The organism is Acinetobacter sp. SH20PTE14 (genome assembly GCF_021391555.1).
GTDB lineage: Bacteria > Pseudomonadota > Gammaproteobacteria > Pseudomonadales > Moraxellaceae > Acinetobacter > Acinetobacter amyesii.
In genome coordinates, this window is the sequence record NZ_CP090067.1 from 899123 (window position 1) to 912970 (window position 13848).

General features: G+C 41.7%; 13 protein-coding genes. 9 read left to right on the top strand and 4 right to left on the bottom strand.

The annotated features are described in order from the left end of the window. Positions 1-7: 7 nt before the first annotated feature. The 4 genes from LXF01_RS04395 to sdsA all read right to left on the bottom strand — a co-directional run bounded on the left by LXF01_RS04395 (position 8) and on the right by sdsA (position 5125). Positions 8-1273, bottom strand: coding sequence for an efflux RND transporter periplasmic adaptor subunit (locus LXF01_RS04395; protein WP_233945073.1), 1266 nt, complete (start codon positions 1271-1273; stop codon positions 8-10). 42 nt (positions 1274-1315) lie between these two features. Next, positions 1316-1912 (bottom strand): phosphatase PAP2 family protein, encoded by a 597-nt coding sequence (locus LXF01_RS04400; protein ID WP_180063224.1) that lies wholly within the window; start codon positions 1910-1912, stop codon positions 1316-1318. 152 nt (positions 1913-2064) lie between these two features. Continuing rightward, positions 2065-4116 (bottom strand): site-specific recombinase, encoded by a 2052-nt coding sequence (locus tag LXF01_RS04405; RefSeq protein ID WP_233945421.1) that lies wholly within the window; start codon positions 4114-4116, stop codon positions 2065-2067. Positions 4117-4147: 31 nt separating this feature from the next. Next, positions 4148-5125, bottom strand: coding sequence for an All-trans-nonaprenyl-diphosphate synthase (gene sdsA, locus LXF01_RS04410; protein ID WP_180005068.1), 978 nt, complete (start codon positions 5123-5125; stop codon positions 4148-4150). A gap of 459 nt (positions 5126-5584) precedes the next feature. On the opposite strand from sdsA, the gene rplU reads away from it, so the two are divergent. From rplU to LXF01_RS04465, 9 genes are all read left to right on the top strand, one after another. After that, positions 5585-5896 (top strand): 50S ribosomal protein L21, encoded by a 312-nt coding sequence (rplU, locus tag LXF01_RS04415; protein ID WP_078191390.1) that lies wholly within the window; start codon positions 5585-5587, stop codon positions 5894-5896. 19 nt (positions 5897-5915) lie between these two features. After that, entirely contained in the window at positions 5916-6170 is a 255-nt protein-coding gene (rpmA, locus tag LXF01_RS04420; protein WP_067764378.1) for a 50S ribosomal protein L27, read from the top strand. A 182-nt stretch (positions 6171-6352) separates the two neighbouring features. Beyond that, on the top strand, positions 6353-7690 hold the full coding sequence (locus LXF01_RS17510; RefSeq protein ID WP_267967529.1) for a YadA family autotransporter adhesin: 1338 nt from the start codon (positions 6353-6355) through the stop codon (positions 7688-7690). A 232-nt stretch (positions 7691-7922) separates the two neighbouring features. Then, positions 7923-8618, top strand: a complete 696-nt coding sequence (gene lolA, locus LXF01_RS04440) for an outer membrane lipoprotein chaperone LolA (RefSeq protein WP_233945074.1) — start codon at positions 7923-7925, stop codon at positions 8616-8618. Positions 8619-8779: 161 nt separating this feature from the next. Beyond that, positions 8780-9571 carry an RsiV family protein gene (locus LXF01_RS04445; RefSeq protein WP_233945075.1) on the top strand — a complete coding sequence of 264 codons (792 nt, stop codon included), beginning with the start codon at positions 8780-8782 and terminating at the stop codon, positions 9569-9571. Between the two features lie 117 nt (positions 9572-9688). Beyond that, positions 9689-10960, top strand: a complete 1272-nt coding sequence (gene serS / locus LXF01_RS04450; protein WP_180023214.1) for a serine--tRNA ligase — start codon at positions 9689-9691, stop codon at positions 10958-10960. 73 nt (positions 10961-11033) lie between these two features. Further along, on the top strand, positions 11034-12434 hold the full coding sequence (gene cysG / locus LXF01_RS04455) for a siroheme synthase CysG (RefSeq protein WP_233945076.1): 1401 nt from the start codon (positions 11034-11036) through the stop codon (positions 12432-12434). 258 nt (positions 12435-12692) lie between these two features. Then, positions 12693-13172 carry a tRNA (cytidine(34)-2'-O)-methyltransferase gene (locus tag LXF01_RS04460; protein WP_111885295.1) on the top strand — a complete coding sequence of 160 codons (480 nt, stop codon included), beginning with the start codon at positions 12693-12695 and terminating at the stop codon, positions 13170-13172. 168 nt (positions 13173-13340) lie between these two features. Further along, positions 13341-13841 (top strand): hypothetical protein, encoded by a 501-nt coding sequence (locus LXF01_RS04465; protein WP_233945077.1) that lies wholly within the window; start codon positions 13341-13343, stop codon positions 13839-13841. The last annotated feature ends 7 nt before the right edge of the window (positions 13842-13848 follow it).

A 13848-nucleotide genomic window follows, 5' to 3' on the forward strand; every position in this document is an offset into this window, starting at 1 on the left:
CTACTCCCTATGCGTTTGAAGTAGCTTTTTGTTCAGTTTTAGGCGCTGCTTGTTCTGCGGCTTTAGCGTTTGGCTTTGCTGCAGCAGGTTGTTGCGCACCTTGAGGTGCAGCAGCCTGAGGTTGATACGGTTTGGCTACAACTTGTTGCTCTGGCTTAACTTTCGCAATACCGTCAACAATCACTTTATCGCCAGTGTTTAAGCCTTGAGTCACGATCCAATTCGAACCTTGCGTACCAACAGTGGTTACAGGACGAGATTCAACAGCACCTTTTGCATTCACAATCATTGCAATCGCTTGACCTGTAGGGGTACGCGTAATGGCAGCTTGTGGAATCAGGTAAGCATTTGGAATCACACCTTGAACGATGCGAGCATTGGCAAACATACCCGGAAGTAATAAATGATTCGGGTTAGAAAAAACAGCACGAAGTGTAACCGTACCTGTATCTGGGTTTACACTCGCATCAGAAAATGCAAGACGACCTTCAATTGGGTATTCGCTACCATCTTCAAGACGTAATTTCACTTTGGTGTTATTACTGCTGTCCAAGTTGCCTTGGCTTAACTGTTGACGTAAGCGAAGAAGTTCAGCGCTTGATTGGTTAATGTCAACGTACATTGGATCAAGACGTTGAATTGTGACTAATGGATCAGCCTGAGATGCAGTAACTAAAGCACCCGCTGTGACTGTAGAACGGTTGGTTTGACCTGAAATTGGTGCACGTACAGTTGAGTAACCTAAGTTAATTTCTGCATTTTTAAGTTCCGCCTGAGATGCAGCAACATCTGCTTCAGCCAGTTTAACTTGAGCAACAATATCGTCGTATTCTTGTTTTGAAATCGCATTTGATCCCACAAGCTGACGGTAGCGACCTTCTTTAACACGTAACACGCCTAAATTTGCTTGTTGACGTCTTAAAGCAGCACGAGCACTGTCAGCTGAAGCACGGTTTGTACGCGAGTCTATCTCGTACAAGGCTTGTCCTTCGCGAACATAACTGCCTTCTGCAAATAGACGTTTCAGTACTACACCACTGGTTTGTGGACGTACTTCTGAAATTTCATAGGCAGATGTACGGCCGGAAAGTTCAACAGATTGTTCAACGCTTTGCGGTTGGGCAACAATGACACCGACTTCAGTTGGTGGCATTTGCTGTGCAGCAGCAGCTTGCTGTGCATTTTTAGGATCTTTGCTACAACCAACAAGTACAATACTTGTTGCCAATGCGCAAGCAGTCAGGGCGGGAGCCCAAAGCTTTGCAGACATCATTGTTCCACCTCAATTAGATATTTATCTAAATTATTCATTTGTTTACGCTTTACTGATTTTGATGTAACTCAAATAAAGTAGCGCGATCCAAATAAAACTTATGCTCCAACCGGATAAGACATCTGTCGGAAAATGAACCCCAACATATACTCGCGAAACACCCATACACAGCATCCATAACAATGCCAAAATGGTGATCAAGCGATGTTGAGCATGTTGTCGGCAAATCAAGATCATCAGACACGCAAGCGATGCAGCATAACAACTGTGTGCGCTTGGGAATGAACTCCCGTAAGACGCTACAAGATGGTACATTTCTGGGGGGCGCGGTCTGGTGAACGTAAATTTAAGCAACCATGCAAGGCCGATACTTCCAAAGATCCCTATACTGATAAAAACAATCTCTGTGTATTTTTTATACCACGCAAAGTGTAAACACCATAGCGTGGTGAAAAATAATACAAAAGGCATGCCGCCTAGCGCGGAAAGTCCGATGGCAATTTGATTAAAAACAGCAATACGGTGCTGACTCATCCATTCCACGATATTTAAATCTAATAGATTTAAATAGGTGGGATAAAGCGACAACACACTGATAATTAATGCAAAAAAACCAACAAACAGTAGCGTTCGTGGCATATTTTATTCCTTGTCATTTTAACCGGTTTGAGCTCGGTTAATTAATGGACTAAAGTGTACTCATCAGTACACTTTATTTCAAGTCTGTGTAAATCATACTGATTTTATTTTTTGTGTTCATTTACATCTTACTAAAATAAAACACAAATCTGCTAATGATTGTTCTTACTGGCTTGTGTGCCATCTTCAACTTCAAGTGGGGCTTTTGGTGGCCAGAAAAAGTCACTTGGTCGCGTTAGAAAATGAGTCATCACCAATTTAGCCAGTGGTTTCCATTGTTCAAATCTTACGCGACGTGCCCGTAGTGCCACAATAATGGTTAACGTGAAACTGACGAATAAGTTAGTCAGACCGATCAGAATAACTCCTAAGAATGACACAATGATTAAGCCAATGTCTGGTGAACCATTAATATTGATGAGGCCTTGAATGAAGTTGGCAGAGGCGAAGGCGATATGGCGAATATCTAAAGGTAAACCAAAAATAAATCCAATCGTTCCCATACTGCCTAGCATGATCCCGAATAAGAAGTTACCTGCTAAAGCACCTAAGTTTCGCTCAATGTAAGCGGCAAGCTTATCCAGTCTCTCTTGACCCATGATGCGTTTTAACTTTGGATGTGCTTGAATCCGTGGTCCAACTTTGCGATAGATCGCCATGTTGTCAAAGTACCCAGCAAGCAAACCTGATAAAAACAAACATACCCCAGCTATCGCAGCATGTGGCACAGCCAATGAGGTAAATGGATTGAGGTCGTGTAAGGTTTTAGCTGCTTTTGCATGATTCATTAATGGCTCATGTAAAGCCATGTCCCAACTGAGGGCGATCAATGCCGCAACAGGAATCGCAATACTAATGTTGCCTAAGATTGCAATAAACTGGGTTCGAATGATGTTAATAATCAGCGCGGCAAGTTCGGCAATCTGCGCCATTTTCGAGCCTTTACGATGTTGAACTGTCGAGGCAAGGGCGGCAGCTGTCATCGCAGGCTGTTTGGTAGCAACCGTAAAATGTAAGACATGAATCAGCATAAAGCCGAAAGAGTAGTTCAGACTATATGAAATGGCTTGCATGAGCGGTGCCATGCTGACACGGGCCATCAGCACTTTTAAAGTTGCCATACATGCAATGATCACACCGGCACCTGCCGCAGATCGGTACATGCTCATAAAGCCTTGTTTGTCCGTACTTACATAGTGTTCGCCAGTTTTACTTGCGTTTTCGGTGACTTGTAGGGCAACCAATTCACTATTGGTGGCGAGCAAATCGCGCACACTGCGCTCGCTATAAATCGCTGACGTCACATCACTGAGTAAACTACCCATAGACACATAGCGGACATCATCTTCTTCAACAATCAGGTTGAGTAAGATTTCTAAGCGATCTAAACACTGTTCTAAAAGCGACAATAAGTAAGTCAGGCTGACACTTACACCAATTCGTTTGGTCGCACGCCGAATCTTCAGCACCACATCACGACATTGTTCCAGCATTACCAACGCTTGAGAAGCATCTGGCGGTAGCACAGCACTCATTTCTTCAGCACTTTGATGGAGCTTTTTATACTGCTGAATAAAATCGTTTATTTCGCGGTTTTGCACCAAAAAAGGTGATTCATATTCGGTCAGTTCAGGCTGTGCATTAATAAATTCAGGATATAAGCCAATACCACTTACCCGATAGGACAAAACGGTAATGGCTTTAATTAACTCACGGCGAATTTTCTTTTTTTCTTCCTGATTGCTATGGCCTTGGTTAAACAATCGAAAGAGCTGCATCCATTGCTGATCATCAATATTGTCCAGCCAATATTTGTCGTTATGACGATAAAAAACTCGACGGACTAAATCTTGTAGTTGAGTTTCGTCATTGATCAGGGGAAGAAAATGTGCGCCAAGACGTTGGAACAGTTGTCCCCAAAAACCATCGAGAGACAAAATACCCGTGTCCGCATATAAACTGGTTTGTTTATATCGGCTAATGAGTTTTAGAACAAAGCTTTGCAGGGTAGAGGCTGCATCTGGCGTGATGAGTAAAGCTTGGATGAAAGCCTGAAATTTTTTCTTAATTTCGTCGGTATTTTTTGTATCTTCTGGTCGAATTCGGTTGACCAATTCGATCAGCAAGTTTTCATCCAACACAGCCCGAGGGGTATCGAGCTGTTGCTGCATGGTCAAAAAGATATCATTCAGTTTTATATGCATAGGCAAGGGGAATTACGATGAATATTGTTAATTATTGAATTCGGTGTAATGCCAAGTTTGCGAGGTTGATTAAAGCTTGACGATATTCAGTATCTGGTAGCGCTGCTAAAGCGGCTAGTGCTGCCTCAGTTTCTTCAGTCGCTCGTTGGCTACAATAATCAAGTGCCCCAGAGCTTTGTACAATCTGAATAACACGCTCTAAATCTGCCGTACCACCTGTGGCAATACTGCGGCGAATAATGTCATGTTCTTCGCCAGTGGTATTCTTTAAGGCAGAGATTAAAGGTAAAGTTGGTTTACCTTCCATCAAATCATCACCAATATTTTTACCTAATGTTTCAGCATCTGAGGTGTAATCTAAAATATCGTCAATAATTTGAAAGGCATTTCCAAAGTGTCCGGCAAATTTTCTAAGCGGTTCACGGTACTCTTGTGTACCTGTCAAAATCGCTGCACCTTCGGTAGCGAGCTCAAATAAACGTGATGTTTTGCCGTGAATAATATCTAAGTAGGTCTGTTCCGTGGTTTCTGGTTGATGCTGTGATTGAAGTTGTAAAACTTCACCTTCAGCAATTTCACAGGTACCCGTTGAAAAGTCTTTGAGTAATACTTTGCTGTCTAGATCCACCAATAAATCAAAAGCGCGAGAAATCAAAAAATCACCCACAAGTACGGCAGTTTGATTATTCCATGTCGCATTTGCTGTTGGGCGGCCACGGCGTAAACCCGATTCATCGACTACGTCGTCATGTACCAAGGTCGCGGTATGCAGCATTTCAATAATTGCTGCAAGTTTACGGTGTTTTTCTAAATCTTCTGCGCCACAAGCCTTTGCTGCAAGTAAGCACATAATGGGACGCATGCGTTTACCGCCTGCTTCAACCACATGTTTACTGACTGCCATGACCAAGGCAACTTTAGACGTGATCCCTTCATTAATAAATTTGTCCATCGCAGCAAAGTCAGTAGCAACAGGCGCGAGAATATCTTGCTTAAAGTCGATGGTCATATGAAGAGAAACCTCAATAATTTTTGAATTACAGACGTAGTGTAGCAATTTGTTATATGAATAACAGATAAGAACTTACTCAATTGACTTAATCTTAAGTGATTTTTTTCATCAAGCGGAAGTATTGTACTTATTTTTTAACAGACTTTTATCTTTAGCATGTTGTTTGAACAGCATGTTGTTGATGTCAGTCCAGAGTATATTAGCGAATTGTTGCTAAAAATCTATGTCAAACCTTGCCAAAAGCATGATAAGTGAAATAGAGCACTCATTTTAATGGTTTTAATGACACTGTTTATATAATAAACGCATACTCATCTAATATTTTACGGAAATGACTTGTTGTTTTTCGGGTTATCCCTTAAAATCTTTGCTTTTGCGAAACCCCAGTGACGATCGTTTTAAGATCGGTATATCCCTTTACCGGCACGACAACACGGGCATGTTTGGAGTACTTAAATGTACGCAGTAATCCAAAGCGGTGGTAAACAACACCGTGTAGTTGAGGGTGAAACCCTTAAAGTAGAATTATTGAAAGCTGAAACTGGCTCAACTGTTACTTTTGATGACGTGTTGATGCTTGTTAACGGTGACAGCATTCAAATTGGTGCACCAGTAGTAGCTGGCGCTAAAGTAACTGCTGAAGTAGTTAGCCATGGTCGTCACGACAAAATCCGCATCATCAAAATGCGTCGTCGTAAACACTATCGTAAACAACAAGGTCACCGTCAATGGTTCACTGAGTTGAAAATTACAGCTATTTCAGGCTAATTACGAGGAGTAAGTAGACATGGCAACTAAAAAAGCCGGTGGTTCGACTAAAAACGGTCGTGACTCGAACCCAAAAATGTTGGGTGTTAAAATCTACGGCGGTCAATCTGTGACTGCTGGTAACATCATCGTTCGTCAACGTGGTACTGAATTCCACGCTGGTGTAAATGTAGGTATGGGCCGTGACCATACTTTATTTGCAACTGCTGACGGCGTTGTAAAATTCGAAGTGAAAGGCCAATTCGGTCGTCGCTACGTATCTGTTGAAGCGTAAGCTTGAATAGAAAAAAACCCGCATTTTTTGCGGGTTTTTTTTTCGTCTGAAGAAAATGTGATGTATTTTTTTAGATTGTTACAAACGTTGTATATATCAATAAATCACCATAAATAGTGATTTAAATCACAAAAATTAAAGAGCGTAATAGAGGAGTACAAATACAAAAAAAGGATAGGGACATGAATAAAATATTGAATACAGTTTTTATCAATGCTGACTATCAGAAAAGGAATTGTCCTGATAAAAGCCAACAAATTGCATTTGAAAAGACACTAGGACTTGGTGAAATAACTTCAATCGCTATTAAAGCTGTACCAAAATTACTTGCTGTGAGTATTTTACTTTCTCTAGGTTCAATTGCATGGGCCGGTGGGAGTGGTTCATCACATCCTGGGCATACTTGTAATCGTTGCAATAGTGGAATTCCTGGCCCAGAAGGGCCAATAGGTCCTCAAGGTCCTGCTGGTGAAAAAGGCGATACAGGAGCAACAGGTGCTACTGGTAAAGATGGACTCAATGGCCGAGACGGCATCGATGGTAAGGATGGGTTGAACGGTCTGAATGGTAGCAATGGTTTAGATGGTGCAAGTGCTTATCAAGTTGCGGTGAACAATGGTTATGAAGGCAATGAAGACCAATGGCTAGAAAGTCTACATGGTGCAGTTGGCGCAGAAGGGCTAACAGGTGAAAATGGTTTCAGTGCATATGAACTTGCGATAAAAAATGGATTTGTAGGTACTGAAGTTGAATGGTTGTTGAGCTTAAAAGGAATAGATCCGTACATTAAAATACAATCAAACGTTGCCAATACAGCACCTAAACCAACTGCGAATGGACAAGATGCGATTGCAGTCGGTGCAGGTAATAAGACTGATGGTAATCAGTCTATTGCCCTCGGTGTAAACAATACAGTCAATGGTGATGGCTCTGGTGCAGTAGGTTCAAATAACACAGTCACAGGTAATAATACCTATGTGGTTGGTAACAATATCAACACCTCTGCAAATAATGCTGTTGTACTTGGCAATGGTTCAAGCTCTGACCGCAATAATACGGTTTCCGTTGGCTCGGCTGGTGCAGAGCGGCAAATTATCTATGTGGCAGCTGGTACGGCAGACACCGATGCGGTAAACGTGAAACAAATGCGTCAAGCAGATCTAGAAGTGTTAAATAGTTCAAAAGCATATACAGATCAGCATGGGGCAAATGTACTCAATCAAGCCAATAGTTATACCAATCAACGTGTGAATGAATTGAATCATAATTTCAATAAATTTAAAGATAATGTTTACGGTGCTGTTGCTTCAAGTATTGCAATCGCCTCCTTACCTCAACCCACAGATGCTGGATATAATATGTTCAGTGTAGGTATGGGGACTTGGGAAGGTTCACAAGGCTATGCAGTAGGTTTTAGTGGAGTAACTGAGAGCAATAAATATGTGTATAAATTGGCTGCAATAGGGAACTCTGAAGGTGACTTTGGCGCTGGTGCATCGATCGGTTGGCAATGGAAATAACTCAATATTGGATTATTAAAATTGCTAAATCGTTGTTTAACTATTTGAAAGGCATTTGAATCAAATCAAGTGCCTTTTTATTTTATATTTCTCCATCATGATGAATAAAAAACAGCAATTTGCATTAATAACCATACAAAACTTCTTATTTTCTCTAAATTTAGTCAATGAAAGTGGTTTAAGATGGAGCCATCTAACAAATTGCGTTGATGCAAATATAAAAGGTGAATCTATGAAAATGCTTCGTAAAACCATCTGTGCTATGGCATTAGGTGCAGCGACACTGGCACCGGTTATGAGTACGACAGTATTCGCGGCACCAGTTGCAGCGTCGGAGCAGCAGGCAACTACCAATTTGGTGAAACAATTATCGGGTATTAAAAGTTTTACAGCTAACTTTCAGCAAACTACAAAAGTGACTAACCCCAAAGCAACTCAAAAGAAAGGTTTAAGTGCGCAGCATATGAACCAGACTTTTACTGGGGTCATGAAAGTTCAGCGCCCGGGTAAATTCTATTGGGAAACAACCAGCCCATCTAAGCAAACCATTGCGACTACAGGTAAAACAGTTTGGATCTATGATCCAGACCTACAACAAGCGGTACGCCAAAGCTTAGATGACCAAGTTGCGAATACGCCTGCATTATTATTGTCGGGTAATACGGCTCAAATTATGAAGTCTTATCGTATTACACAGCCGAATAAGACCAAAACTTATTACACTTTATATCCAAAAAGTGATGATGGTGTGTTTCAAAGCTTAACTATTAGTTTTGGTGCGAAAAATGCGCCGACTTTAATGATTCTCCAAGACTCATTAGGTCAAACAACCCATGTACGTTTCAATAATGTGAAGGTGAATGCGTCTATTCCAGCGTCAACTTTTAATTTTGTACCTCCAAAAGGTACGGACATTATTGATCAATAATTGTCATGAACGAAAAAAAGCAGACATCGGTCTGCTTTTTTTATGAAGAAATGTAAAGGACGCAAGCTGAATTTAAGTGAAATTTAGTAGTATGCTGATATTCACAGTTTGCTTAAATGAAGTGACTTGTGGTTTTGATTGTTGCTATAGGGAATTTTGGGATGAAAAAAAATCATATGAATAATATAGCTTGGGCTGTTTCAGCTGTGGTTTTAGTCGGGTCATTAACGGCCTGCCATCCTCGAAATGAACCTGTTGAAGGTGAAACAACGGAACAGAAGCCAGCGGTCGTCGCTGATGCGATTCCACTTATTCAATCTAAATCTGTCGAGATGCAATTACCAAAAGCTCAAGCTTGCGATGCGGAAGGTTGTACCCAATATAGGATTCAAACAGTTGAAACCAATGTTGATTGGATTAATCAATATTTTACTGATCGGATTAAAAAAGCAGACCCGATTGCATTTTCAACTGAGCCGAATCAAAAAATCGATTTATCAGACAAGACGGATGCAGGCCTAAGTCAAAGTACCACTTCTGTTCGATATATTAGTCAGTGGGGACATATCGCAACTTTTGCAATCGAAAGCTATACCTACGCAGCGCATGCGGCTCATGGTATGTCCCATGTTGAATATGTCAATTTTGATTTAAAAGCCAAAAAACGTTTGGCTTTACAAGATGTCTTGGTCAAAGGTGCAGATGCGAAAGTGATTAGCGCACTTTTTGATGCCAACTATATGTGGTTAGATAGTCATGATATTGAACGTTCAAAACTTCAGTTAAGCGATAATTTTTATTATGGTGCGAACGGGATTGTATTTGCTTATCCATTGTATGAATTGGCGAGTTATGCAGAGGGCATGCCTGAGCTAAAACTTCCATATTTTACGGCTAAAGGACTATTTAAACCTGAATATTTACCAAGTTTGCCAAATTACGACACCAAATAAGACAATTTGAAGCAAGATTATTGGTCTAATAAGGGGCAGCTGTAAGCTCGGTCACTGTATTTTTGAGTGTTAAGAGCTTACACTATAGCCAGTTTTTTTCTTTACTTAAGATTGGCTATGATCGACCCGAAATTACTCAGAAATAATATTGAGGCTGTAAACTTAGCCTTAGCAAAACGTGGTGTTCAACTTAACGTAGCAGAGTGGGCAGACCTTGAAGCTCGCCGTAAGGAAATTCAGTCTAAAACTGAGTCGTTACAAGCTGAACGTAATGCTGGTGCAAAACAAGTTGGTCAAATTAAAAAAGCTGGCGGTGATGCATCTGAAATCATGGCACGTATGTCTGCTATTGGTGATGAAATTAAAGCCGCAGAAGTTGCACTTTCTGAGCTTCAGGCTGAACTTGAAGCCAAATCTTTATCGATTCCAAATTTACCTCATGAGTCTGTGCCAGAAGGTAAAGACGAAAACGACAATGTTGAAGTTTTAAAATGGGGTACACCACGTCAGTTTGATTTTGAGATCAAAGACCATACTGACTTGGGTGAAATGATGGGCGGTTTAGAATTTGAAACCGCAACCAAATTGACAGGTACTCGTTTTAGCGTACTCAAAGGCCCATTGGCGCGTTTACAGCGTGCAATTACCCAATTTATGTTAAATACACATACCTTGGAAAATGGCTATACAGAAGCGTATGTACCTTATTTAGTTAATGCAGATTCTTTACGTGGTACAGGCCAATTGCCTAAATTTGAAGAGGATTTATTCAAACTTCAAGGCGAAAAAGAATACTACCTGATCCCGACTGCAGAAGTGCCTGTAACCAACTTCGTGCGTGATGAAATCATTGATCCAGAACGTTTGCCATTAAAATATGCAGCGCATACGCCATGTTTCCGTAGTGAAGCGGGTTCGTATGGCCGTGATACACGTGGTTTGATCCGTCAACACCAATTTGACAAAGTAGAAATGGTTCAGATTGTAAAACCTGAAACTTCGATGGATGCTTTGGAAGAATTAACGGGTCATGCCGAAGGTATTCTTCAAGCATTAGGCTTACCATACCGTAAAGTCGTTCTGTGTGGCGGAGACATGGGCTTTGGTGCAATCAAAACTTATGATTTAGAAGTTTGGGTGCCAAGTCAAAATACCTACCGTGAAATTTCATCTTGCTCATGCATGGGTGACTTCCAAGCACGCCGTATGAAAGCGCGTTACCGTGCTGACCAAAAGAAAACTGAGTTTGTACACACGCTGAATGGTTCAGGTTTGGCAGTTGGTCGTACTTTACTTGCCGTGATGGAAAACTATCAACGTGCAGACGGTTCAATTGAAATTCCAACAGTACTTCGTCCATATATGGGCGGTGCTGAATTTATCGATTAATAGTCGATAAAGTGCATACATTTGTGCACAAAAATTGCTTAAGACAATCAGATTTAAACTATTGAGGTCGTGTGTGGATATCTTTCCAATCTCTTTGAAGTTGCAGCAGCAACCTTGTCTGATTGTTGGTGGTGGTCGAATTGCATATCGAAAGGCTGTGCTGCTTGCGAAAGCGGGCGCTCAGCTGACAGTTTGCTCACCCGAAATTGAAGATGATTTATTGACCTTGGTTAATAAAACCCAAGGTCAATATCTCAACTCGATTTATCACGAATCGGTTTATCAAGAAAATGCCATTGCGCTGCGTCAGTTTCGTTTAGTGATTGCAGCAACCAATGACAAAGCGGTCAATCAGGCGGTTTTTGAAGCCTGCGAAGCTGAAAATGTCTTGGTTAATAGTGTCGATGATCCGCCGCATTGCCGTTTTATGGTTCCTGCGATCATTGACCGTTCTCCACTGGTCATCTCCGTTGCATCTAATGGCACATCGCCAGTACTCTCGCGCCAAATACGCACCCAGTTAGAAAGCTCGATTCCGCATGGCATGGGCAAACTGGCTGAGTTCTCAGGTCAATGGCGCGCAGCCGTTAAAGCCAAAATCGTCAATCCAGATGAACGCCGTATTTTTTGGGAAGACTTGTATGCAAGCCCGCTCAAAGAGCAGGTATTTAATGACAATTTGACTGAAGCCAATCGTTTGATTGAACAGGCCTTATTGGAATGGAAACAGCCGAAAGGTGAGGTGTATTTGGTGGGTGCAGGGCCGGGTGATCCTGAACTGCTGACCTTAAAAGCCCTGCGTTTAATGCAGCAAGCGGATGTGGTGATCTATGACCGTTTGGTTTCTCAGCCGATTATGGACCTCTGCCGCCGTGACGCTGAAAAAATCTATGTAGGTAAAGCACGATCCAATCATGCTGTTCCGCAAGAAGGCATTAATGCCTTACTGGTAAAATACGCAAGTGAAGGCAAACGCGTCTGTCGCTTAAAAGGTGGAGATCCGTTCATCTTTGGCCGCGGCGGTGAAGAAATTCAGGAACTCTTTGCGGCAGGCGTTGCCTTCCAAGTCGTTCCGGGAATTACTGCTGCCTCTGGATGTTCGGCTTATGCAGGGATTCCTTTAACGCATCGAGATTATGCGCAAAGTGTACGCTTCTTGACAGGGCATCTCAAAGAAGGTTCACCTGAGCTGCCTTGGAATGAGTTGGTTTATCAAAATCAAACGCTCGTGCTGTATATGGGCTTGGTCGGTCTAGAAAAAATTTGTGAGAAACTCATCGCGCACGGGCAGCGTCCAGACATGCCTGCCGCATTGGTTTCTAAAGGGACGACACCTGAACAAAAAGTCGTGGTTGGAACATTGGCAGATATTGCATCTAAAGTCAGTGAATACCAAATTCAGGCGCCTACATTGACCATTATTGGTGATGTGGTGAGTCTGCGTGAACAACTTCAATGGCATGAGCGAGGGTAAGCAACGCAACGCGTTGCCCGAGCGCAAGGCGAAGGCTATGCCTGAGCAAAGAGGATAAGCAAGTTATTGTATTGTCCAATTGCAAGGCGAAAGCTAAGTACAAAGGATATGAGTAAGTGGATTGTCCTCGTGTAAAGCGAAAGCTAAGCAATGTAGATAAGCAAGCGCTTGTTGTACCATCTAAACTTATGCTACAGCTACAGAAACTATAGCCTGAGCTTTAAGCCATTATTTAACTAAAGAGTAGAGAAAAAAACTGTGATCCATGTTGTTTTATACGAGCCAGAAATTCCTGCAAATACAGGGAATATCATTCGTTTATGTGCCAATACTGGAGCGCAGTTGCATTTGGTCAAGCCATTAGGTTTTGAGCTGGATGATAAAAAACTTCGCCGCGCCGGTTTGGATTATCATGAATGGGCGCACATGAAAGTGTGGGAAAACTTTGAAGAATGTCTTGCGGGCTTAAAAGCGCAAGGTATTGAGATGGATGCCATTTATCCATTAACCACCAAAGGTTTTGAAACACCGCATACCTCTAATTTAAATCGTCCTGTGGCACTGTTGATGGGGCCAGAAACACGTGGTTTGCCGGAAGATGTCCGTATGATGTTCCCGAAAGAACATTGGATTCGCCTACCGATGGCACCAAATTCACGCAGTTTAAACTTGTCTAATGCTACTGCTGTGATTTTATATGAAGCTTGGCGTCAGCAAGACTTTAAAGAATTGGTCTAAGTGTGATCTGTTCAAAAAGCCGCTCTATCGAGCGGTTTTTTATTGGGAGTGAACACAGTGAACCGTTTACAGCAATGAAGTTTTGTAAAATAAGGGCTTAAAAACTTCAGCATCAATATAAAAATGTGTATAAGAACACTGTGAAGAAATAAAACGGGTACTTAAAACTTGAAATCTATAAATTTAAAAGCTTTTGGTGTTGTGATTGCGATCGGATTCATTTCATCAATGAGTTGGGCTAATCCAACCGTATCAACCACAACGGAACAGATACCAGTCACCGTTACTGCTACTACAGAAAATGTTCCAGTTGTACCGAAGGCTGAGGTGATTAAGCCTTTTACTAAGGCTGAAGTACAGCAGGGCATGCTGGAAATGCAGCAAAGACAAAATCAGCGTATTGAGGAATGGGGGAAAACACTAAAAGCCGACGATTTTGAGCGTTCTTGGTATGGTGGTCGCCAATTGAAAAAAGCAAAGCGTCAGGAAGTATGTGGACTATATCAAGGCTTAGTCAATGAAACATACAGCTTGGCTCAAAAAAATAAAGCGCGTCTTAGCGTTGCTGATCAACAGCTAGTAGCAGATCGAAATCAATTTATTCAAAGTTTGGGATATGAAAAAAATATTGTAGACACCAAGATGGGTTTTAATTGCCGCTTAAAATAATCGGTGT